Here is a 21,514-nt window from a genome sequence, read left to right as displayed (position 1 = left end):
CTAACAGGCGAGCGAACCGAACAGAAAACGCAGCGTGTCAGGAGATTGTTTTCGAATCATCATGGCGTCATATTTTATAAAATCATTTCTATGGCGTTCATTTGTACATTCTAAAACCTCCGCAACTTTTCTCTTCTCAGATTTCATATCAGCAGTCTTCAAATTTGCAGGGCGTATTGATGGAGCAGATTGACACAGACTATGCACAGGAACTGCATCAATATAGTCTGAATCCATACAGCCAGTATGTCGTGAAGGAAAAGGATAAGACTGTCTGGTATATTTGCACCGTAAATGAAGAGGCTTATGAAAATATCATTCTGCCGCTGGAAGAGTTGAAACAGATCACGATTCGCAGAAAAGAGATTACCACAAACGTTGTGGGTCGGAGCATCGAGATACTGGAAGAAAGTGAGCTGATGAAGCAATTTTATGAGGAAAAATGAGCCGAACTTATTTATTTTCACCGATTGGAAACACCGATCCGGTGAAGTATTTTTATGATGGATCTATGTTACATATTTGCCGGTATTATAAGCCGGATGTTGTTTATTTGTATTTATCGAAAGAAATGATGGAATATCATAGTACAGATAATCGTTATGTCAGAAGTATTGAATTGTTGGGAAAAAAATTGAACCACACATTTGAGGTACATATCATAGAAAATGATCAGATGGTGAACGTGCAGCAATATGATGTATTTTACAAAGAGTTCAGAAGCATTATCAGCGATATCGAAAAAGAAAAAGGGGAAGATGACAGACTTCTGGTTAATATGGCATCCGGAACGCCTGCCATGAAAAGTGCACTTCTTATTATGGCAACGCTGGCAGAATATCGATTTTTACCAATTCAGGTTTCTACGCCACAGAAAAAAAGCAATATTGAGCACGAAGAACGACAGGAATATGATGTCGAGACAAACTGGGAACTTAATCAGGATAATACAGAAGATGCGGAAAATCGTTGTCAGGAAGTAAAGTGTATGAATCTGATGCGGCTGCTGAAACTGGATATTATTAAAAAACATATATTGTCTTATAATTACAAGGCAGCTCTTGAAGTGGCAAAAGATATAAAACAGGATCTGAGTATATTTGCTTATAAATGGCTGGAAACGGCAGAAGCAAGATCGGTTCTGGACTGGAAAAAAATGAACAGTGTTCTGCCGGAAGCAAATGGAATATTAAAAGCTGTTCATGAAGAAGATAAAAAGAAAGTGCTTTTTGAGTATACGCTTATTCTTGATCTGAAAGTAAAACGTGGAGAATATGCAGATTTTTTAAGGGCGATTACACCTCTTAGCGTGGACCTGCTGGAAATGGTTTTAGCAGAGTTTTGTGATATTGACATTACAAAATATTATAAAGGAAAAGCTTTTCGAGAATGGGATGAGCAGAAAATGAGTGGAACAGAAATTTTAAGGCTTGCACAGGGAAATTATTCTTATTTCCGCTATGGTCCGGTTTATTCGGGGGCATTAAATAATATCATTCAGGCAAAATGTGAAGATAAACTCCTTGCACAAAGAGTAAATGAACTGGTAGAAGTAGAACATAAACTAAGAAATATTGCAGCTCACAATATTGTTTCTGTTACCCAGGAATGGGTAAAAGAGAGAACTGGAAAAACAGTAGATGAAACCATATGGATTATAAAATACATTTGTGAATGTGTGAAAATCAATACAAGAAAAGAAAACTGGGCTTCGTATGATCTGATGAATGAGCAGATATTAAAAGCACTGGAAGAGTGATCAGATATATAAAAACACTTAACATTCAAGTCGAACGCATGTGAGACTTGGCACGCGATTCTGGTCAGCTTTGCTGACATTTACCCAACAGAATCGCTGTGCATCCTCGCGGAGCGTTTATCTTAGTTGGAGAGTGCACTCCCACTAAGACAAATTTGTTGCTCGCCACTTATAGAAGTGGGAGTCTTCTCCGACTAAGATAAAAGACAGAGAAAACGTAGATAATATGTTTTCTCTGTCTTTTGTGCATTTTTACGGAATCATAGAAAACTTCCAATCAGATGTACCGCGAATGCTGCAAGCCACGCAATTACACACTGCCATACAACCACTCCGATTGCCCATCTTTGTCCAAGTTCACGTTTGATTGATGCAATTGCAGCCACGCAAGGGGTGTAGAGCAGGCTGAATACAAGAAGTGATGCGGCCGACAGGGTGGAAAGTGCAGTGTTTACATTTCCTGCAAACAGGATCTCCAGTGTGGATACGACACTTTCTTTTGCCATAAATCCGCTGATCAGTGAAGTACAGATCCGCCAGTCACCAAGTCCGAGAGGCTGAAACAGCGGTGCGATCATTCCCGCAATTGTGGCAAGGATGCTGTTCTGTGAATCCGTTACCATGTTCAGATGCAGATCAAAGCTTTGCAGGAACCAGACAACGACAGTAGCGATCAGGATTACGGAGAATGCTCTCTGCAGAAAGTCTTTGGCTTTTTCCCATAAAAGCTGACTTACATTTTTAAAGCCCGGAAGTCGATAATTCGGAAGTTCCATGACAAACGGAACAGCTTCGCCTTTAAATAAAGTGCCTTTATAAAACAGGGCGATCAGGACACCCATCACAATACCAAGAATATAAAGTCCTGCCATGATCAGCCCGCCGCGTCCCGGGAAGAATGCATTTACAAAAAATGCATAGATTGGAAGTTTGGCACTGCAGCTCATAAACGGAGTCAGAAGAATGGTCATTTTCCGGTCACGTTCACTTGGAAGTGTTCTGGTGGACATGACAGCCGGAACGGTACAGCCAAATCCAATCAGCATCGGTACAATGCTTCTGCCGGACAGACCGATCTTTCTGAGCAGTTTGTCCATAAAGAAAGCAACGCGGGCAATGTATCCGCTGTCTTCCATTAAAGAAAGAAAGAAGAACAGGGTTACGATAACCGGCAGGAAACTTAAAACAGAGCCGACGCCGGAAAAGATTCCGTCAATCACAAGTCCGTGAATGGCCGGATTGACATTTGCGGCAGTCAGCACATGATCGGTTACTTTTGTCAGTGCATCGATGCCGAGTGCAAGAAGATCCTGAAGACATGCACCGATCACGTTGAAAGTCAGGTAAAAAACAGCGACCATGATTCCGACAAAACATGGGATGGCAGTATATTTTCCAGTAAGGATACGGTCAATCTTCTGGCTGCGGATATGTTCCTTGCTTTCTTTTGGCTTAACAACGGTTTGACGGCATACTTTTTCAATGAAAGAGAAACGCATATCAGCAATGGCAGCATTGCGGTCAAGACCGCGTTCTTTTTCCAACTGCAGCACGATATGTTCCAGCATTTCTTTTTCGTTCTGGTCAAGGGCAAGCTGCTCCAGGATCAGAGAGTCTCCTTCGATGGCTTTGCTTGCTGCAAAACGTACCGGAAGTTTTGCACGCCTGGCGTGATCTTCAATCAGATGGATCACAGCGTGGATGCAGCGATGAACGGCACCATCATAGTCATTCTCATCACAGAAATCCTGTCTGGTCGGGCGTTCCTGATATTTTGCAATATGAAGGGCATGGCGGACAAGCTCATCCACACCTTCATTTTTTGCAGCAGAGATCGGGATGACCGGTACACCGAGTAAAGCCTCCATGCCATTGATATCGATTGAACCGGAATTTCCGGTCACTTCATCCATCATATTCAAAGCGACAACCATCGGGATGTTCATTTCAAGCAGCTGCATGGTCAGATACAGATTTCGTTCAATATTGGTGGCATCCACGATATTAATGATCGCCTTTGGCATTTCATTTAAAACAAAATTCCGGGAAACAATTTCTTCACTGCTGTATGGAGACATGGAATAAATGCCCGGAAGATCTGTGACCAGTGTCTCGGGATGACCTTTGATCGCACCGTCCTTCCGGTCAACCGTTACGCCCGGGAAATTGCCGACATGCTGGTTGGAGCCGGTCAGCTGATTAAAGAGTGTTGTTTTTCCACAGTTCTGGTTTCCGACCAGAGCATAAGTCAGTACCGTGCCGTCCGGAAGCGGATGCTCACTGCTTTTTTCATGATATTTGCCGCCCTCGCCAAGCCCCGGATGTTCCCGCTTGAAATGTTTCTTTTCCGGAAGTGGATGTTCTCTTTTCTCAGAAATTTTTTCAACCTGGATCTTCTCGGCGTCCGCAAGACGCAGTGTCAGTTCATAGCCATGGATTTTCAGCTCCATCGGATCACCCATCGGAGCCATTTTCTGGACCGTGACCTCTGCACCGGGGATCATGCCCATATCAAGAAAGTGTTGACGAAGAGCACCTTCGCCGCCAAGCTGTGTGACAACAGCACTTTCGCCTATCTTTAGTTCTCTAAGTGTCATATGTCCTCCTTGAATTGGCAAAGCGGACATTCACAATCCGCTTCTCTGCGTTCAAAATTCGTAATTATATATGATTCTTAAAATTGAGAAATATTCTCACCAAATGTATCATACCGCACTTATCTGCAAAAGAAAAGTGATAATTGTTTCTCGACAACAAAAAATTATATCAGATGTGAGATGACTTCCGCCTTTGTGGGAGTCTTCTCGACTGAGATAAACATTGACAAGGGAGGAAAACAATGCCATAATACCGCATGAGATAGTATTTGCAGGCAAAGCTATACTCGTACTGAATGAAAAAAATCAAACATTACAATGCAGATCCCGGGGACAGAGAAAATTCTCAGAACCTGGACAGGGAAAATCAAAAAACAGAGCTTATATTTAAAACGATTAAAGTAAGACTTTGAAAACAGGGAAATGAAGCAGCATTTTCAGGGTCACTTTATGCCTTGAAAGTGCTTTTTTAGTTGGATTGAAAGAGTCAGCTGACTTGATTTTTCTGTGAGCATGGAAAGGAATTAGAAATGACAGTAGAAATGTTAAAAGGTAAAATTCACCGGGCGACCGTTATTCAGGCGGAGCTGGATTATGTGGGAAGTATTACCGTGGACGAAGAACTTCTGGAAGCAGCAGGAATTTTAGAATATGAAAAAGTGCAGATCGTGGATGTGAACAATGGAAGCCGGTTTGAAACGTATACAATCTGCGGGGAACGCGGAAGTGGCATGATCTGTTTAAATGGTGCAGCAGCACGCTGTGTCAGCACTGGAGATAAAATTATTATCATGGCTTATGGACAGTATGATCCGGAAGAGGCGAAGAACCATAAACCATCCGTTGTGTTCGTAGATGAGAAAAACAAGATCAGCAGAATTTCATGTTACGAAAAACATGGACAGTTGGGGTGATATCAGTATTGATCTGAACCAGACCTGTATTCGTGACAGGATTCTGTTTTGTATATGATATAGCATGATTTTTGAAGTTCAGTTCAGAGACTATCTCGTAATCTATAAAAAGAGGAGAGAAACAAAATGCAGGTAACAAAAACAGTCGAGGAGACAAGAAAGCAGATAAAACAATGGAAAAAAGAAGGAAAGACCATCGGCCTGGTGCCGACTATGGGATTTCTTCATGAAGGACATGCAAGTCTGATCCGTAAATGCAGAGAACAGAATGATATTGTTGTGGTTTCTGATTTTGTAAATCCGACGCAGTTCGGCCCAAATGAAGATTTAGAGGCATATCCGAGAGATTTCGAAAGAGACAGTAAGCTTTGCGAAAGCCTTGGAGCAGATTTGATCTTTGCACCGTCTCCGGAAGATATGTATCATGATCCACATGCTTTTGTAAGTATTGATACCTTATCAGAAACACTTTGCGGAAAAACAAGACCGATTCATTTTAAAGGTGTGTGCACGGTTGTCACAAAACTGTTCCACATTGTAGCACCGGATCGTGCTTATTTTGGGGAAAAAGATGCACAGCAGCTTGCAATTATCCGCAAAATGGTAAAAGATCTGAATTTTGATATTGAGATTGTCGGATGTCCGATTGTCCGTGAAGAAGACGGACTGGCAAAATCATCCAGAAACACTTACTTAAATGATAAAGAGAGACAAGCGGCACTTTGCCTTTCAAGAGCAGTAAAGACCGGAAAAGAAGTGATTTACACAGGAGCAGATGCAAAAGAAGTGCTGAATCCAATGAAAGCGATCATTGAGGCAGAACCGCTGGCACGTATTGATTATGTTATGATGGTAGATGCACTTACGATGCAGCCGATAGAAAAAGCAGACCGTGATGTGCTGGTAGCGATGGCAGTCTATATCGGAAAAACAAGACTGATCGACAACTTCAGCTATGGTGTGTAGCCTATGAAAAATATCATGCATAAAATCGGAAAAATCAGTTCCTTTTTGACCAAATACATCGGTGTGATCATCATTGCATTTTCTGTGCTTGCTTTTTTCTGGCGGGACGGTTTTGCGTGGACGACTAAATATACTTCGGTATTTCTTGGAGTGGCGATGTTCGGAATGGGGCTCACGATCCGGATGGAAGACTTCAAGGTTGTATTTTCAAGACCAAAAGAAGTACTGATCGGATTTGTGTCGCAGTATACGATCATGCCGCTGATCGCCTGGACCCTCTGTATGATTTTAAAACTTCCGACGGAACTGGCACTTGGTGTGATCCTGGTCGGCTGCTGTCCCGGCGGAACGGCGAGCAATGTGATCACGTATATTGCAGGGGGCGATGTGGCACTTTCTGTTGGTATGACGATCGCTTCCACTTTGATCGCTCCGCTGATGACACCGCTTCTGGTTTATATTCTGGCAGGAACCTGGGTGGAAGTGTCTTTCTGGGCAATGGTGATCTCAGTGGTAAAAGTAATCCTGATCCCGGTACTTCTTGGAATTTTGATCCGGACACTCTTTGGAAAGCAGATTGAAAAAATTTCAGAAGTGCTGCCGCTGATCTCCGTTGTATCGATCGTGATGATCATTTCCGGAATTGTAGCCATCAATGCAGAAAAAATTGTAAGCTGCGGTGTGCTTGTACTGATTGTTGTGGCGATCCACAATCTGTGCGGTATGGGACTTGGCCTTCTGGCAGCAAAAATATTTCATATTGAATATTCCAAGGCAACAGCAATCGCAATTGAAGTCGGAATGCAGAACAGCGGACTTGCCGTTTCCCTTGCGACTGCAAATTTTGCGACAAGCCCGCTGGCAACACTTCCGGGAGCAATCTTCAGTGTCTGGCACAATATTTCCGGTTCTGTTTTTGCGGGAATACGAAGAAAAGGGCTGACACCAGGCTGGACAAATCCAAGACGTTCACAGAGATGACGTGCATGGATGTTGGAAATAACGCCATCTTCAACGACCTCATTCCAGATCTCGATCATGGAAGTGAGGTCGCTTTTTTGTGTACTTCTGTCTTGTGATATCCATTGCATATTGCTCATAAGAACGCACAGACCGACAATCAGACAAAAAATAAAGTTAAGAATATGCAAAAAAACCGAAAAGTCTTTTGAGACCTTTCGGTTTTCATAACAGGGGATGAGAGAATCGAACCCTGTGGGAACTCCTCACAATCCCCGTAAAATAAGCATTTCTTCGATTGAGTTTTGACTACATTTGACTACATTTTGACAACATGGATGGTAAAAAACAAGAAAGGAGAAATCGTTCAGCATGGTATCATCTTTTTCATGCATCACTTCATATCTCCTCTAAAATACATTATCGTCTGGATAATGTGTCATAATATCTTCCACATTACAATCCAATATATTACACAGCTTATCAATTGTATTTACTTCAACATTCTGATTATGTCTTAACCTGTTCAGTTGAGAACGGTTCATATGATAATGCGTATATAAATCATATTGTGAAATGCCTTTGGCTTTCATTGTCTCCCATAATTTATCGTATTTAATCATCTCACGAATTTTCCGCTTTCTTTCATAATTCCTTGCTATGTAATTATTATTAGCGTAAAATAGCATTTATAATAGTGTTCGTATGCGAACACTAATTTGAAAGGTGTCGTATGAGAAAACGCTATATTATTATGAGAATATTGATATGTATTATTGCTCTTCTGGGATATTTACAATACGGACGTGAAGAGCAAGCTGTTAACACTATGGTCAGCACTTCTGATACTTTTTATAAACAAGAGTTTGATGTCATTGTTAATAAGCTGTTTAACTTAGACAAAGAAAAATATGCAGAAGAACTCATTGAAAAGGCAGTTGAGAATAAATATAGAAACGTTCGCTTTTCTTATGATATTACAGGTTATCCGAACGAAATAGTTATATCTGTTTATTCCAATGAGTGGAGTTATGAGCATAATCAACGTATGTATCAGATTATATATTCATCAGATAATGACGGTAATAATGTTAAAAACAATGCTGATAAATTTAAGATTCAAATATACGAAAAATGATTTAGATTTTCATATGACTTACTTATCGTTTAATGATACAATAGTTACAGAAAATTGAATTTTATTGAAAAGAGGGTATATAGATGAATTTTATAGATAAGGCTTTATCAGAGATTACCAATGGTGAAGACTTTGTTCAAGCAATGGCAGATATTTATGAACATGCAGAAGTCCGAAAAGAGTTCGGAAATTTGCCATCTTGGATTCAAAATATTATAACAGTCATAGATTATGACACAGAATTAGCCATGAATGGTTTAGACTTTAAATCTTATAAGAATGTTATTGAAGCTCTCACTGATATGGGATTGATTGAAGAAGCAAAAGTACTAACCGCTTTTGAAAATGACTCTTCACAAGAAAATACAGATATTTACTATTATAATCTTGCTCTAAATAATGATTATGAATCTTTTTGGGATAAAGTATACTCGTATGCTGACCAAAATATAAAGAGATAAATTCACGCTTGTAAAGTAAGGATACAGTACGATGAAAAATAACATCAAAAGAAAAGATAATATTAAATCTGTAACATTAGTAATAGATGCATATGACGATAGGAAATTGGAAATTCCACTTGAGGTGTGGCAAGTTGATGTTATCTGTAGAATGCTTGGTTTAAGCGTAGATACAGCTAACTTAGACACTTATAGTATGCGAAGTAAAGAGCAAGTAGATGAGGATATGAAAATGTATTATCACATCTTAAGAAATTTACATAATAAAGAGTAGGATAATATAACAGCAGGGGGAATATAATATTGAAAATTATTCCGCAAAATACAGAAAATCTCTTATGGAACAAATTATATAATGAATATAAATTCACACCCAAGATACACGGACAATTTGAATGGATAAAAATCCCCATTGAGAATAAGACGTATCACAAAGACACTCCTTGGTCAGATGAACAGGAGCATCTAATTAATTCTTTTTTGGAAGAGTTGGTAAGTGATAAAATGTATGCTTTTGATTGGCAACATGACTGTTTTACATTTTCCCCAAAAGAATATATCCCTTGTGATTATGAATATTATGACACTAACAGAAAATGTACTGTTTATTTTCCTACCTACTATCCGAATGGGGATTATCATTTATTTTTTGATTCTGACTGGAAATATGGAATATTTGGAAATCCTTGGAAAAAAGAAATTATTGTAATGGGGAAAAATCTAATAAAAAAATTTGAAAGCAATAAAACGAATTTAAATATTAATTGATTTTTATAAGTTCATTCTAAAATAATGTTTGAATGCTGATATCCTACTGAATATTTCCATGTTTTCATTTTATAAATAAGATTTTCGTCATCTAGTGATGTCAAGGAACAAGGCGAAGCCGATACGCCGTTAGGGCAGTCCTTGACAGAACGGACGGTATCCAATACAACCATGCTATATAGAGGACTTGAAAGGTCACCAACCTTGCAAGTCCTCTTGTCTGTTATCTGGAAACTTTTCGGAGATAAAGCACTTCCTTTTCGATTTCACGGACAAATTCATCGCACAAGACAGGCTGACAATCACTTGCTACATAACAATTTTTTTCAGACGAGTAGGCAAACGAAAAGATTTCCATTTCCAATGTTTTTTCATTGATTCCATAGTAATATATCTGAGAAGTGGCAAGCGTCATATGAATACTGGCAAAATCTTTTGTAAATATCTCATATGATTCCGGTTGAGTAAGTTCTTTTGGATATTGATAATATTCTTTTGAATCTTCCCGTAAGAAAATAGGTACAATATGCATTTCATTTAAACTGACATTTACATATATTTGATATCTTGGAATTAATGCCCCATACTGTGTCTGAAATCCGATATATGCCGTGTCGGTATCATTCAATAAATATTCCATTTCTTTGTAAAATACATATCCCGTAGCCGGATTATCCTTAGCACTGCTATTTTCCATAGGCACATTTTCACCCATTAGCCAGTTAATATTGATATCCAGAGCGTCAGCAATCAGTTCCAGCTTATCCTTTTTAGGGTTGTAATTTCCAGAAAGATAAGAACTAAACGCTCCCTTTGTAATTCCTGTTTTCTGTACCATTTCCACTTGCTTTACATTTCTTACATTCATCGCAAATCTGATTCGTTCCGCAATCGTGTTCATTTCGATATCCTCTACTTTCTCTCTGTGGCTAATTAATTAATTCTGTACTCACTATATCATAAATACTCTGCAAAGAAAATAAAAAGTTTATAAATTTCTAAACTTTATATTGATTTTCGTTTTACTCAATGTTATGATTTAAATAGTTTAGAAATAACTAAACTTCAAATATCCATGGATTTCAATACTTATTAAGACGACTGTCCTATCGGTGATACGGGGAGAAAGGATAATGCTTATGCAGATTACATTAACAAAAGAACAGATCAAAGAGGTATTCGGGGAACTTCGTTATATGGGAGCTGATTATTGCTACCGTTATGACAAAGATACCAGAAAGAAAACCGAAGATATCGAAGCGGTCAAACTTCATCTTGGAAGTATGAAACTTGGTAACAGTGTTGATATTCGACTGGAAATGACAGAAATCCCAACTATCGAGCCATATTCTGTAGTTGAACTGGATACACCTGTCTATGCTCCATATGTTCAGAGAGGAAATTATCCTACACTGGTAGAACGTGTAACCTGTAAAGGGATTCGTTGTATTTCCCAGAAAAATGCATAGTAACCTATGAACTTCCTGTCTCTTGCTGTCCGTACCAAACGGACAGTAAAAGAGACAGGGATAGTGGCTCTGCCACTATCGGCAAAGGAGGATTATTATTTGGAAGAAAGAAGTAAATCAGTTCTTTCAGAACCCTCCTATACTAACAGGAGGGTAACACGACAAAAAAACAGTCTGACAGCCTTAATTGACTGGTGTCAGATTACAGTGAAAGATGTAGATTTATTCACTGTCATAACGGACATCCTAAAAATTCCTCTTTCACTTATGGAACTTCAGAATAAAGGGAAAGGAATTGCCGGACATGAACTGGTTGCCGGATTTGATAATATCAAGATTCTAAAACCGACTGGTAAAATGCAGTACAATGGATTTCAGATATTAATGAGTGGCTCTGGCTGTAGAAATTATGAAAACTTCCTTGTGATAAACAAAGAAACATGGTTTGATTTCTTCGCAAGGCTATGTCAGTATCATGTGAATTTTCCACGAATTGATTTAGCAATAGATGACCATAAACCATATCTTAACATTCCAGAACTGATACGTTTAACAAAGCAAGGCTTAATATCTAGTCAGTTACGTAATTATTCTGAAAATGCTTCTGGTGAATTAAGTGAATCAATACCTGTTCATAAAGGAAACACGCTTTATCTTGGGAGTAGCAACAGTGATTTCCGAATCGTTTTCTATGAAAAAGGGTACGAACAGGCAGAAAAATTTGGCAAAGAATTAGACCCGAACTGGAATAGATATGAACTGCGATTCCGACAGGAACGGGCAAATAAAGTTGTACAGGAATTAATCGCCAGACGTGATGTTGCAGAGATTGCAATGTCTGTACTAAATGGTAAAATCCGTTTTCTTGAACAGCCGGAAAACAAATCCACTTCACGGAAAAGACTTTATCCTACTTATCCCCCTTGGGAATTATTTATGCAAGATATAGAGAAAATAAAGCTGACAATTCAACCGCAGAAAAAGACACTTGATAGTATCTGGAACTGGTTAGAAAGTTCCGTTGCTCCGTCTTTAAAATTATTTTCAAAAATCGGAGAACTGGATAACTGCGATTATATACAGGTATTAATCGAACAGGCAAAGATGAATGATACCCAGATAAAAATTTATGAAGATTACAAAAAATCTTCCAAACTACCAATAACAGAAAGGAGTTATTCTGATAATGAGTAAGCGAAATATCTGAATGATTCGCCCATAATAACAGATAAATGACAATATAAATTTAAAATTAAAAAATACAGGGCATTAACTATACACAGAAAAATTAAATAGGCACAAGATATTTTGAGACAATACCCTTATCATATTGATGTAATTTATGACTGAACCCAACGCTTACGACGATACAGATTTATTGAATTACGCAATCCAAACAGGTATAATCTCTTTAGATACCATGCTGAATGATATAGCAGATATGGAAAGAAAGGAAATACTTGCACAGCATGTTTACGCAATTACAGTAACAACAGACAAATCGGGAAAAGAAATTTATTCCACGTATCTTCCACAACAAGACGGAAACCGACTTTACAGACGCAGAAATACCCGTGAAGAACTGGAAAATGTCATTGTAGAGTTTTACAAGGCTCTACAGGAAGAAATTTATATTGATGATGTTTTCTATGAATGGATAAATCGCAAACTGGATTTCGGCGAGATACAGAAAGCGTCTTATGACAGATACGTGAACGATTACAAAAGATTTTTCCACTACACTTCTGTTTCAATTACCAAAAAGAAATTTAAAAATGTCACAGAAGATGATTTGGAAGTATTTATCAAATGCACCATTCGTGACCTTACACTTACCAGAAAGGCATATGCCGGATTACGGACATTGATTCGTGGTATCTTCAAATACGGTAAGAAGAAAAAGTATACTGCAATCAGTATCACTGAATTTTTTGGAGATTTAGAACTGCCGAATAATCTTTTTAAACGGAAGATTATAGATAAGCAGAAAGAAGTGTTTATGGAAGATGAAATTCCCGTAGTCATTCAACGTCTGAAAGCAAAGCCGGATATTTATAATCTTGGTATTCTGCTTACATTTCAGACAGGTTTACGTGTCGGTGAACTAAGCACTCTAAAGAAAGAAGACTTACACGGACGTATTATTAAAATCAGACATACCGAAGATAAATACAGAGACGAAAACAATAAATGGATTGTAGCTGTAAAAGAACACGCTAAAACAGATGCTGGTAATCGGGATTTAATCATATCCTCTACCGCACTGGATACGTTGAATCAAATATTGGAACTGAATACATCAGGAACATATTTATTTGAGCATAACGGAAAACGTATCAGAGGAAATACTTTTAATAAAAGACTGTCCAGAATATGTAATGAATTACATATCCCACATCGTACCATGCACAAGATACGAAAGACTTATGGAACAACCTTAATAGACAGTGATGTAGATGAGGGATTTATTACAGAACAAATGGGACACAGTGATATCAGTACAACAAAAAAATTATATTATTTCAGCAATAAAACAACGAAAAACAAAGAAAAACAGATTGAAAATGCTATCTCATTTTAGGAATAATTCCTGTTTGACTACATACTTGACTACATTGGAATTATCTAGAAAATGAAAAAAGCCAGAAGCCTTGGAAATTCAAGGTTTCTGACTATTCGGTCAACAGGGGATGAGAGAATCGAACTCCCGCTAAAAGTTTTGGAGACTTCTGTCATACCATTTGACCAATCCCCTGTATTGTGTCCGTGACACGTCCTATATATTAGCAAATATTTCTGAAGTTGTCAATGACTTTTTTGAAAGAACAGTAAATATTTTTGTATAACAATTCAGAACGGTGCAGATTTCAGTCTCGGTATATAGAAATTTGTTCTAAAAGTACTTTTATCCGGCATGACGTGGAGTGCGATTCTTATAATAAATGTATTTCAGACCTTTTAAGAGCAGCTCGTCATCAAGAATGACATGTTCCAGACAGTGCGGAACGATGAACCGTGCAAGCCCTCCGGTAGCGACTACCGTTGCTTTTTCACCAAGTTCACGGTTGATACGCTGGATCATTCCATCCAGACAGGAAGCATTTCCGTAGATCATACCGCTCTTCATGCAGTCGATGGTGTTGGTTCCGATCAGGCGGCGGGGTTCTTCCACACCGATACGCGGCAGCTGTGAAGTGCGGCTGGTCAGAGAGTCGGTAGAAACACGGATTCCCGGAAGAATCATGCCGCCGATATAATTTTTCTTATTGTCGATCACAGAGATCGTGGTCGCTGTGCCAAGGTCGATCAGGATCAGCGGAACCGGATATTCACTGATGCCGGCCACCGCATTGACAACCAGGTCACTTCCGAGTGTTTTCGGATTATCCATCAGAATATTCAGACCGGTTTTTACGCCGGGACCGACGATCAGCACTTCAGCATCGGTAATCTTATGGATCGAATCACGGATCACATTGGTGATCGGCGGGACAACAGAAGAAATGATGGCACCTTCGATTTCCTTTGCATCGATCTGATAAATTTCCAGAACATTTTTAAAGCTGATAGCATATTCCAGAGTTGTATGTGTTGTATTGGTGGAAAGGCGTTCGGTGAAGAGAACTTCGTCCCCACGGATACAGCCGACCACAATGTTTGTATTTCCGATATCAATTGCAAGAATCAAAATATCCTCCATTCTGCAAAGGCACAGAGCGTATGTATTCAGATCGAACGCACGGAAGCTGTGCCTGCGATTTAGTTAGCAGAAGCGTTTGAAAGATTAGAAACAACCTTCAGCAGTGCTTTTGTGATGACAGTGACAAGGATTGCGGCAGCAATCGCTTCCGGGATGCCGGATGCAGTGACCGTACCCATGATCAGGCCGAACACCGCGGTGCGTGCCACATCTTTGGCAGCGGCATACTGTCCGGCAAAGAGCAGATAAATACTGCCCATAACAAATATCGTATTTACCATCGAACCGATAAAACCAGTGATGATAAGGGAAAGATAAGAATTCGCTTTCAGTTTTCGAAATAAGATCCAGAGCCATCCGGAGATCACACCGATCATAATGCGGCATCCAACCGAGATCCAGATCGCTTTTACCACGCCAACAAGACCGGTTGTACTCAGAAACGGAGAAAAAGCAAACGAAAGAAGTGTTGGAGCGGTTGTATTGCTGATCAGGGAACAGATGCCGAAAATCGCTCCTAGGATCGCACCGGCGGACGGACCCAAAAGAATCGCACCGATGATAACCGGGATGTGTACAGTTGTCGCCTTAATAATCGGAAGCTGGATCATTCCAAGCGGTGTGTTAGCCAGAAGAATGACGATCGCTGCCATAAGTGCAACACTGACCAGGTATCGAGTGTCTTTTTTCATAGTAAAAATCCTCCTGAAAAATATGGATATAAGTAGCCGGGCAAAGGAAAACAGGAACTGTTTTGTGTCCATTTGCACCTTGGCTCATAAACATCAGTATCATAGCATAGCAGATTTTAAATGACAAGGGAAACAGTGTAATTTTTCCAGGCAGGCTGACAATACATAAAAAGTATGTTATGATAAACAAAAAAAGTTTTATCATTGCATAAATAATTTAGAAAAGAACGTGAGGTTTTGTGATGTTAAAGGGAAAAACGGTAATACTTGGGATAACAGGAAGTATTGCAGCATATAAAATGGCAAATGTGGCAAGTATGTTAAAGAAACTGCATTGTAATGTGGAAGTGATCATGACAAAGAATGCAGTTAATTTTATCAATCCGATCACTTTTGAGACGCTCACCGGAAATAAATGTCTGATTGATACGTTTGACCGGAATTTTCAGTTTCAGGTAGAGCACATTTCACTGGCAAAGAGAGCAGATCTTCTCATGGTCGCACCGGCAAGTGCCAATATAATAGGAAAGCTTGCAAACGGGATCGCGGATGACATGCTGACAACGACGGCACTTGCATGCACCTGTCAGAAGATCATTGCACCGGCGATGAACACCAATATGTACCTCAATCCGATCGTGCAGGACAATATGAAACGTCTTCAGAACTATGGTTTTGAGATGGTGGAGGCGGCGAGCGGACATCTTGCCTGTGGTGATTCCGGAATCGGCAAGCTTCCGGAAGAAAAGCTTCTGGTTGAACATATTGTGAGAAGCATTGCACGTGAAAAGGATATGAAAGGGATGAAAGTTCTGGTCAGTGCCGGAGCTACGATGGAAGCGATCGATCCGGTTCGCTATATCACAAATCATTCAACGGGAAAAATGGGATTTGCCCTGGCGAAAGCTGCGATGCTGCGTGGAGCTTCCGTGACGGTCGTAAAAGGGCACACCGAGGCAGAGGAGCCGCATTTTGTAAAGATGGTTCCGGTAAAAAGTGCACAACAGATGTTTGAAGCAGTCAAAGAAGAGGCTGCGGATGCAGATATTGTGATTATGGCTGCAGCAGTAGCAGATTATCGTCCGAGTGAAGTTTATGATCAGAAAGTCAAAAAATCCGATGGCGAGATGAGCATTGCCCTTACCCGCACACAGGACATTTTAAAATATCTTGGGGAAAACAGAACCGCAAAAACATTTTTATGTGGATTTTCCATGGAAACGGAACACGTTGTAAAGAATTCACGCAAAAAACTGGAAAAGAAAAATCTGGATATGATCGTTGCAAATAATTTAAAAACAGCAGGAGCCGGATTTGGCACAGATACCAACGTGATCACGATCATCACAAAAGACAGTGAGCAGGCATTTGACCTGATGAGCAAGGCACAGGCAGCAGATTGTATTCTGGATGCCATCTGTAAGCAAAAAAATCAGAATCCTTTTTTGACGGATGCTATGGAGTGCAGACTGCACAGTAATTCTGTCAGGTAAATGTCAGCAAAGCTGACCGGAATCGCGTGCCAGGTCTCACGTGCGTTCATGAGCAAGTAGCGAAGCGGATTGTGAATGTCCGCTTTACTATTACGATCAAATAGAAAAAGAGGGAATCAGAATGAAAGAATATGAAACAGTCTGGGAAATTTTTAATGAATGTGCGAATAATCAGATGCGGGATGTCTTTATCGATGAGATCTGCACAGATGATCCGGAAAAGTTTGTGCTGGATAAATTCAAGGGAAAAGAAGTAAGCTGTGAAAAAAGTGTTCTTCCGGATGGGAGCATTGTGTTTGACATTATGACTTCCGGGATCCGACAGAGATATATGTTTACGGAAATTTGAAATCTATCCATTAGAAATAGTTTCGTGGATCTGTGCAGATGGTAAAGGTACGAAACATTCACTATGGTTTTGGATAGCAGGTTGTAATCCTTGAAAAAATGCGTTATAGTTAGCTGGTAATTCCATTGAGAAGCGATTCTTTATGGTTTTTATATGATGACTGTAAAAACAGTTACGATAAGGATAAATTTGTATGAGGAGGTTTGAAAATGGCTGAGAAACAATGCAGCAGCAGCGGCTGTACCAAAGAAAGCTGCGAGGGATGTCCATCTAAAAATAAACCGACAAGTTTTCAGGTGGCTTCCAATGAATATACAAAGGTGAAACATGTGATCGGCGTTGTCAGCGGAAAAGGCGGCGTCGGTAAATCTATGGTAACGGCATCTCTGGCGAACCTGATGGCAGAAAAGGGCTATCGTGTCGGTATTCTGGATGCAGATATCACAGGACCGTCCATTCCGAAAATGTATGGACTGCACGGACCGGCTCAGGCGGACGATAATGGTATTTATCCGCCGCTGGCAGAAAATGATATCAAAGTTATGTCTATCAATCTGCTGATGCCGGATGAAGAAGCACCGGTTATCTGGAGAGGACCGGTTATTTCCGGTATGGTTAAACAGTTCTGGACAGATGTGATCTGGGGAGAACTGGACTATCTGTTCGTGGACATGCCGCCGGGAACCGGAGATGTACCTCTGACCGTATTTCAGTCGCTGCCGCTGGATGGTATCGTGATCGTATCCTCACCGCAGGATCTTGTTCAGATGATCGTAAAGAAAGCATACCATATGGCAAAAAGCATGAATGTGCCGATCCTTGGTATTGTGGAAAACTACAGCTATCTGGTATGTCCGGACTGCGGAAAGAAGATTTCTGTATTCGGTGAAAGCCATATCGAAGAAATTGCAGGCAAAATGGATCTTAAGGTACTTGGAAAGATGCCGATCGATCCGTCCCTGGCAGAACTTTCTGATAAAGGTGATTTTGCAAAAGCAGAAAACAAATATCTGACGGATGCATTTGAAGTACTGCATCAGCTGGATCGTGTGAAAAAAGAAGAGGCGTAGCGTTCATAGATCTATTCAAATCTGCAATTTGCCGGAGGCTATATCAGATGAGAGACATCTCACATCATATTCGCATATCGTGGGACTATCATCCCACTTTTATGTCTACGCTCCGCTTCGGTCGGAGCAAAAAGAACATCCACTGGATGTTCTGCTCCATATCGGGGTGAGTTCCAAGGTCTTTCACCTACCTATGAGTAAGCTCATATGGTTTTAGACCTTTTGACCCCTGGCATCATCATATTATAAAAGCAGCAAATGTATAAGAAGATTTCTTATGCATTTGCTGCTTTTTGATTCTGCAAAATTTATTCTTAAACGTTTGCAGGTGCACAGGTTTTGTAAATGTTCTTCTTGGAGTTTTTTGACAAAAACCAGAAAATACGTTCGAATTTCCGGCACTTTACACTTGCATTTTGCAGAAAGCTATGCTATAATACGAACAAATATTCGAGAACGTAGGTTCGAGAAAGGGCGGAAGATGGTAATACAGGAAAATCTTGGGATTCTTGATAAACTGAAAATTTTAAGTGATGCAGCGAAGTATGATGTGGCCTGCACATCAAGCGGGACCAAACGAAAGGGCAGCGGCACAGGAATCGGGAATTGTGTGGAAGCCGGTATCTGTCACAGCTTTTCGGCGGATGGCAGATGTATTTCTCTTTTGAAAATTCTGCTGACCAACGAGTGTGTCTATGACTGCAAGTACTGTATCAACCGATGCAGTAACGATGTGCCGCGTGCCACATTTACGCCGGAAGAGGTCTGTCAGCTGACGATCGAGTTTTACCGGCGTAATTATATAGAAGGATTATTTTTAAGTTCCGGTGTACTGCAAAATCCGAACTACACGATGGAGCTTCTTTATCAGACACTCTGTCTGCTTCGTACGAAGTACCGTTTTGAAGGATATATCCATGTAAAAGCGATTCCGGGGGCTTCGCCGGTTCTGATTGAAAAGACCGGTTATCTGGCGGACAGGATGAGTGTCAATCTGGAGCTTCCAACAGCGGAAGGACTGAAAAAGCTGGCACCGCACAAGAGCCGCAGGACGATTCTTGCACCGATGCGGCAGATCCAGACCATGCGGCAGGAAAATCAGTATGATCTGACGGTATATCGCCGGAGTTTGCGGTTTGTGCCGGCAGGACAGAGTACGCAGATGATCATCGGTGCGACTCCGGAGAATGATCTGCAGATCATTTCGGTTGCCGAGTCTCTCTATCAGAAGTTTCAGATCAAGAGAGTCTTTTATTCGGCGTTTGTTCAGGTGAATGAAGATGCAGCACTTCCGACACTGCCCGGTGGTCCTCCTCTTTTACGGGAGCACAGACTTTATCAGGCAGACTGGCTGATGCGGTTTTATGGATTTGAGGCAGGTGAGCTTCTCTCGGAAAAGCGTCCGAATTTCAATGTATTCTTAGATCCGAAGTGTGACTGGGCGATCGGCCATCTGGAGCAGTTTCCGGTGGAAGTTACCACTGCGGATTACCATACCCTTCTGCGTGTCCCGGGGATCGGAGTCAAGTCCGCAAAGCGGATCGTCCAGGCGAGAAGATATGGAAGTCTTTCTTTTGAAGGTCTGAAAAAGATGGGGGTTGTTTTAAAGAGAGCAGTCTATTTTATCACCTGCAGCGGCAGGATGTACTATCCGGTCAGGCTGGAAGAGGATGCGATCGTCCGTAATCTGCTTGCTGGAGAGAAGCAGGATGCCCGTATGGAAGTGCCAAAATATCATCAGATGTCGCTTTTTGATGATACTATGCCATTTGCGGATCTGCCAAATATGAGGTGACTTACACTTCGTCAGGGACGTATTGCAGGAGTACAAAACAGAGAATTATTTACAGGACATTTTTTAAGCAAATCAAGTAAGTTCCCTGCTTCAATTGCGAAAAGCAATAAGCAGTGTGTGGACTTGCTGGTATCAGGAGGATGGGTAGTATGACCGTATTTTTGTGCGAGGACAGTGTGTGCGGAATCCTGACCGGGGTTTATGATGCGTGGGACAGTAGACTGGGACATGCAAATGTAAAACTTGCCCTGAAAAAAGGATATCAGCCCGAGTTTTTTACAGACTGCCGGGAGGTGGGACCGGATGCAGAGAAGGCAGATAAGGTACTTCGCACTCTGGATCGAAAAATGTACCTGGAAGATTTTGAAGCTCTCTATCAGGCACTCCTCTCAGCGGATGATCAAAAAGCAGATGACATCTACAGAATGATTGTGCTGGCACTGCATACCGGGAAAAAGCTCATCCATGCACTGGAGCATCCGACCATCTTTCGCATTTTCCGAATGGCGAGAAAAACCGGGAGGGAGGCAGGGCACTGTTGTGAATTTCTGAGATTCCGGGAGCTGGAAAAGGGGATTCTGTTTTCTGTGATCGCACCGCAGGCACAGGTTCTGGCGTTGATCGGGGAGCATTTTGCAGACCGTTTTCCAATGGAGCATTTTATGATCTATGACAAGACGCATCAGGCGATGCTGGTGCATGAAGCAGGAAAGGAATGGGTGATCTGGGAACACATCGAAGCTTTCGATGAAACAAAACTGAAATTGTCCGATAACGAGAAAGAAATGAGCCGGGGATGGCAGATTTTCTTTGATACGATTGCGATTCAGGAACGAAAAAATGAAAAACTGCAGCAGCAGCTTCTGCCATTAAAATACCGCCCATATCAGACGGAGCACCTTGAAAAAGAAGAAAAATGTGCACTTTTTTCCAAATAGAAGCGATGTATCCTGTCAAAATGTTGCTTTTTTTGTTGTTTTTTACATAAAAAACGTAAAAAATCACATTGACAAATAAAGAGCTTGGTGTCATAATACGTGCAACGTAAAAACAAAGAGATCTTTCTTGCAGAGATTGCGGGAATGATTTCGAGACACAACATTTCGCAGAACAGGAGGATGCAGATTATGTTGGAAAAGAAAATCAAACTTACGGAATATGAAGAAGTCAAGGAATTTGTTCATGCCGCTGAAAAGTGTGATTTTGACATTGACGTATTTTATAACAGGATAATCATTGATGCCAAATCTATGCTGGGAGTGCTGAGTCTGGATTTGTCAAGAGAATTAACCGTAAAATATGGCGGTAAAAATAACGCTTTTGAAAATGTGTTATGTAAATACGCATGTGCATAAAGAAGAGCATATGATCTGAGATCATATT

The 21,514-nt window shown here is 40.6% G+C and carries 24 protein-coding genes and 1 tRNA gene; 19 read left to right on the top strand and 6 right to left on the bottom strand.

Going from position 1 to position 21,514, the window contains the following annotated elements:
• The first annotated feature begins 179 nt into the window (after nt 1-179).
• Nucleotides 180-446 (top strand): hypothetical protein, encoded by a 267-nt coding sequence (locus LKD42_RS10705; protein WP_248835678.1) that lies wholly within the window; start codon nt 180-182, stop codon nt 444-446.
• Nucleotides 443-1,759 (top strand): type III-A CRISPR-associated CARF protein Csm6, encoded by a 1,317-nt coding sequence (gene csm6, locus LKD42_RS10700; protein WP_349192033.1) that lies wholly within the window; start codon nt 443-445, stop codon nt 1,757-1,759. The genes LKD42_RS10705 and csm6 overlap by 4 nt, the downstream gene beginning before the upstream one ends.
• 260 nt (nt 1,760-2,019) lie before the next feature.
• On the opposite strand, the gene feoB is transcribed toward csm6, so the two are convergent.
• Nucleotides 2,020-4,356 (bottom strand): ferrous iron transport protein B, encoded by a 2,337-nt coding sequence (gene feoB, locus LKD42_RS10695; RefSeq protein WP_248835676.1) that lies wholly within the window; start codon nt 4,354-4,356, stop codon nt 2,020-2,022.
• A gap of 530 nt (nt 4,357-4,886) precedes the next feature.
• Here feoB and panD point away from each other — a divergent pair.
• The 3 genes from panD to LKD42_RS10680 all read left to right on the top strand — a co-directional run bounded on the left by panD (nt 4,887) and on the right by LKD42_RS10680 (nt 7,217).
• Nucleotides 4,887-5,270 (top strand): aspartate 1-decarboxylase, encoded by a 384-nt coding sequence (panD, locus tag LKD42_RS10690; protein ID WP_147632300.1) that lies wholly within the window; start codon nt 4,887-4,889, stop codon nt 5,268-5,270.
• A 126-nt stretch (nt 5,271-5,396) separates the two neighbouring features.
• On the top strand, nt 5,397-6,236 hold the full coding sequence (gene panC, locus LKD42_RS10685) for a pantoate--beta-alanine ligase (RefSeq protein ID WP_022119874.1): 840 nt from the start codon (nt 5,397-5,399) through the stop codon (nt 6,234-6,236).
• Between the two features lie 3 nt (nt 6,237-6,239).
• Nucleotides 6,240-7,217 carry a bile acid:sodium symporter family protein gene (locus LKD42_RS10680; protein ID WP_248835675.1) on the top strand — a complete coding sequence of 326 codons (978 nt, stop codon included), beginning with the start codon at nt 6,240-6,242 and terminating at the stop codon, nt 7,215-7,217.
• A 389-nt stretch (nt 7,218-7,606) separates the two neighbouring features.
• Here LKD42_RS10680 and LKD42_RS10675 read toward each other — a convergent pair whose 3' ends face one another.
• A complete protein-coding gene (locus LKD42_RS10675) occupies nt 7,607-7,819 on the bottom strand; it encodes a helix-turn-helix domain-containing protein (protein ID WP_004846074.1) in 213 nt (70 codons plus the stop codon).
• A gap of 110 nt (nt 7,820-7,929) precedes the next feature.
• Here LKD42_RS10675 and LKD42_RS10670 point away from each other — a divergent pair, with 110 nt between their 5' ends.
• From LKD42_RS10670 to LKD42_RS10655, 4 genes are all read left to right on the top strand, one after another.
• Nucleotides 7,930-8,334 (top strand): hypothetical protein, encoded by a 405-nt coding sequence (locus LKD42_RS10670; protein ID WP_248835674.1) that lies wholly within the window; start codon nt 7,930-7,932, stop codon nt 8,332-8,334.
• 83 nt (nt 8,335-8,417) lie between these two features.
• On the top strand, nt 8,418-8,795 hold the full coding sequence (locus LKD42_RS10665; RefSeq protein WP_117649998.1) for a hypothetical protein: 378 nt from the start codon (nt 8,418-8,420) through the stop codon (nt 8,793-8,795).
• 31 nt (nt 8,796-8,826) lie between these two features.
• Complete coding sequence (locus LKD42_RS10660; RefSeq protein ID WP_117649997.1) at nt 8,827-9,069, top strand: hypothetical protein; 243 nt, start codon at nt 8,827-8,829, stop codon at nt 9,067-9,069.
• A 29-nt stretch (nt 9,070-9,098) separates the two neighbouring features.
• Nucleotides 9,099-9,563, top strand: a complete 465-nt coding sequence (locus tag LKD42_RS10655; RefSeq protein WP_181986612.1) for a DUF2716 domain-containing protein — start codon at nt 9,099-9,101, stop codon at nt 9,561-9,563.
• Between the two features lie 223 nt (nt 9,564-9,786).
• Here the strand turns inward: LKD42_RS10655 and LKD42_RS10650 are convergent, their stop codons facing one another.
• Entirely contained in the window at nt 9,787-10,464 is a 678-nt protein-coding gene (locus LKD42_RS10650) for a helix-turn-helix domain-containing protein (RefSeq protein WP_055159078.1), read from the bottom strand.
• 238 nt (nt 10,465-10,702) lie between these two features.
• On the opposite strand from LKD42_RS10650, the gene LKD42_RS10645 reads away from it, so the two are divergent.
• From LKD42_RS10645 to LKD42_RS10635, 3 genes are all read left to right on the top strand, one after another.
• A complete protein-coding gene (locus LKD42_RS10645; RefSeq protein ID WP_117650033.1) occupies nt 10,703-11,032 on the top strand; it encodes a hypothetical protein in 330 nt (109 codons plus the stop codon).
• 63 nt (nt 11,033-11,095) lie between these two features.
• Entirely contained in the window at nt 11,096-12,226 is a 1,131-nt protein-coding gene (locus tag LKD42_RS10640; RefSeq protein WP_408610704.1) for a replication initiation factor domain-containing protein, read from the top strand.
• Between the two features lie 148 nt (nt 12,227-12,374).
• The gene (locus tag LKD42_RS10635; RefSeq protein WP_117860919.1) at nt 12,375-13,613 is read left to right on the top strand and encodes a tyrosine-type recombinase/integrase; all 1,239 of its coding nucleotides are present in this window, start codon (nt 12,375-12,377) and stop codon (nt 13,611-13,613) included.
• 103 nt (nt 13,614-13,716) lie between these two features.
• Here LKD42_RS10635 and LKD42_RS10630 read toward each other — a convergent pair.
• From LKD42_RS10630 to LKD42_RS10620, 3 genes are all read right to left on the bottom strand, one after another.
• Nucleotides 13,717-13,787: transfer RNA gene (locus LKD42_RS10630), tRNA-Trp, on the bottom strand.
• Nucleotides 13,788-13,937: 150 nt separating this feature from the next.
• Nucleotides 13,938-14,720: a type III pantothenate kinase gene (locus LKD42_RS10625; RefSeq protein ID WP_022119876.1), complete on the bottom strand. Its 783-nt coding sequence runs from the start codon at nt 14,718-14,720 to the stop codon at nt 13,938-13,940.
• 71 nt (nt 14,721-14,791) lie between these two features.
• Nucleotides 14,792-15,433 (bottom strand): ECF transporter S component, encoded by a 642-nt coding sequence (locus tag LKD42_RS10620; protein ID WP_248835679.1) that lies wholly within the window; start codon nt 15,431-15,433, stop codon nt 14,792-14,794.
• A 233-nt stretch (nt 15,434-15,666) separates the two neighbouring features.
• Here LKD42_RS10620 and coaBC point away from each other — a divergent pair, with 233 nt between their 5' ends.
• The 7 genes from coaBC to LKD42_RS10590 all read left to right on the top strand — a co-directional run bounded on the left by coaBC (nt 15,667) and on the right by LKD42_RS10590 (nt 21,486).
• Complete coding sequence (gene coaBC, locus LKD42_RS10615) at nt 15,667-16,917, top strand: bifunctional phosphopantothenoylcysteine decarboxylase/phosphopantothenate--cysteine ligase CoaBC (protein WP_248835672.1); 1,251 nt, start codon at nt 15,667-15,669, stop codon at nt 16,915-16,917.
• A 121-nt stretch (nt 16,918-17,038) separates the two neighbouring features.
• Nucleotides 17,039-17,266, top strand: a complete 228-nt coding sequence (locus LKD42_RS10610; protein WP_248835671.1) for a hypothetical protein — start codon at nt 17,039-17,041, stop codon at nt 17,264-17,266.
• A 209-nt stretch (nt 17,267-17,475) separates the two neighbouring features.
• Entirely contained in the window at nt 17,476-18,336 is an 861-nt protein-coding gene (locus tag LKD42_RS10605) for an Mrp/NBP35 family ATP-binding protein (RefSeq protein WP_248835670.1), read from the top strand.
• Between the two features lie 13 nt (nt 18,337-18,349).
• Nucleotides 18,350-18,553, top strand: coding sequence for a hypothetical protein (locus tag LKD42_RS15510; RefSeq protein WP_408610703.1), 204 nt, complete (start codon nt 18,350-18,352; stop codon nt 18,551-18,553).
• Between the two features lie 264 nt (nt 18,554-18,817).
• Nucleotides 18,818-20,131 (top strand): putative DNA modification/repair radical SAM protein, encoded by a 1,314-nt coding sequence (locus tag LKD42_RS10600; RefSeq protein WP_248835669.1) that lies wholly within the window; start codon nt 18,818-18,820, stop codon nt 20,129-20,131.
• 149 nt (nt 20,132-20,280) lie between these two features.
• Nucleotides 20,281-21,069: a TIGR03915 family putative DNA repair protein gene (locus LKD42_RS10595; protein ID WP_248835668.1), complete on the top strand. Its 789-nt coding sequence runs from the start codon at nt 20,281-20,283 to the stop codon at nt 21,067-21,069.
• Nucleotides 21,070-21,258: 189 nt separating this feature from the next.
• On the top strand, nt 21,259-21,486 hold the full coding sequence (locus LKD42_RS10590) for an HPr family phosphocarrier protein (RefSeq protein ID WP_022119883.1): 228 nt from the start codon (nt 21,259-21,261) through the stop codon (nt 21,484-21,486).
• The last annotated feature ends 28 nt before the right edge of the window (nt 21,487-21,514 follow it).

Origin of the sequence: Hominisplanchenecus faecis (assembly GCF_020687205.1) — a bacterium.
Lineage (GTDB): Bacteria > Bacillota > Clostridia > Lachnospirales > Lachnospiraceae > Hominisplanchenecus > Hominisplanchenecus faecis.
This window is presented reverse-complemented; position numbering and strand designations above follow the sequence as displayed.

Excerpts from the sequence above, each read along its gene's own strand:
- LKD42_RS10705 (WP_248835678.1), top strand. The coding sequence starts at position 180 with ATGGAGCAGATTGACACAGACTATGCACAGGAACTGCATCAATATAGT.
- csm6 (WP_349192033.1), top strand. The coding sequence starts at position 443 with ATGAGCCGAACTTATTTATTTTCACCGATTGGAAACACCGATCCGGTG.
- feoB (WP_248835676.1), bottom strand. The coding sequence starts at position 4,356 with ATGACACTTAGAGAACTAAAGATAGGCGAAAGTGCTGTTGTCACACAG.
- panD (WP_147632300.1), top strand. The coding sequence starts at position 4,887 with ATGACAGTAGAAATGTTAAAAGGTAAAATTCACCGGGCGACCGTTATT.
- panC (WP_022119874.1), top strand. The coding sequence starts at position 5,397 with ATGCAGGTAACAAAAACAGTCGAGGAGACAAGAAAGCAGATAAAACAA.
- LKD42_RS10680 (WP_248835675.1), top strand. The coding sequence starts at position 6,240 with ATGAAAAATATCATGCATAAAATCGGAAAAATCAGTTCCTTTTTGACC.
- LKD42_RS10675 (WP_004846074.1), bottom strand. The coding sequence starts at position 7,819 with ATGATTAAATACGATAAATTATGGGAGACAATGAAAGCCAAAGGCATT.
- LKD42_RS10670 (WP_248835674.1), top strand. The coding sequence starts at position 7,930 with ATGAGAAAACGCTATATTATTATGAGAATATTGATATGTATTATTGCT.
- LKD42_RS10665 (WP_117649998.1), top strand. The coding sequence starts at position 8,418 with ATGAATTTTATAGATAAGGCTTTATCAGAGATTACCAATGGTGAAGAC.
- LKD42_RS10660 (WP_117649997.1), top strand. The coding sequence starts at position 8,827 with ATGAAAAATAACATCAAAAGAAAAGATAATATTAAATCTGTAACATTA.
- LKD42_RS10650 (WP_055159078.1), bottom strand. The coding sequence starts at position 10,464 with ATGAACACGATTGCGGAACGAATCAGATTTGCGATGAATGTAAGAAAT.
- LKD42_RS10645 (WP_117650033.1), top strand. The coding sequence starts at position 10,703 with ATGCAGATTACATTAACAAAAGAACAGATCAAAGAGGTATTCGGGGAA.
- LKD42_RS10635 (WP_117860919.1), top strand. The coding sequence starts at position 12,375 with ATGACTGAACCCAACGCTTACGACGATACAGATTTATTGAATTACGCA.
- coaBC (WP_248835672.1), top strand. The coding sequence starts at position 15,667 with ATGTTAAAGGGAAAAACGGTAATACTTGGGATAACAGGAAGTATTGCA.
- LKD42_RS10610 (WP_248835671.1), top strand. The coding sequence starts at position 17,039 with ATGAAAGAATATGAAACAGTCTGGGAAATTTTTAATGAATGTGCGAAT.
- LKD42_RS10605 (WP_248835670.1), top strand. The coding sequence starts at position 17,476 with ATGGCTGAGAAACAATGCAGCAGCAGCGGCTGTACCAAAGAAAGCTGC.
- LKD42_RS10600 (WP_248835669.1), top strand. The coding sequence starts at position 18,818 with ATGGTAATACAGGAAAATCTTGGGATTCTTGATAAACTGAAAATTTTA.
- LKD42_RS10595 (WP_248835668.1), top strand. The coding sequence starts at position 20,281 with ATGACCGTATTTTTGTGCGAGGACAGTGTGTGCGGAATCCTGACCGGG.
- LKD42_RS10590 (WP_022119883.1), top strand. The coding sequence starts at position 21,259 with ATGTTGGAAAAGAAAATCAAACTTACGGAATATGAAGAAGTCAAGGAA.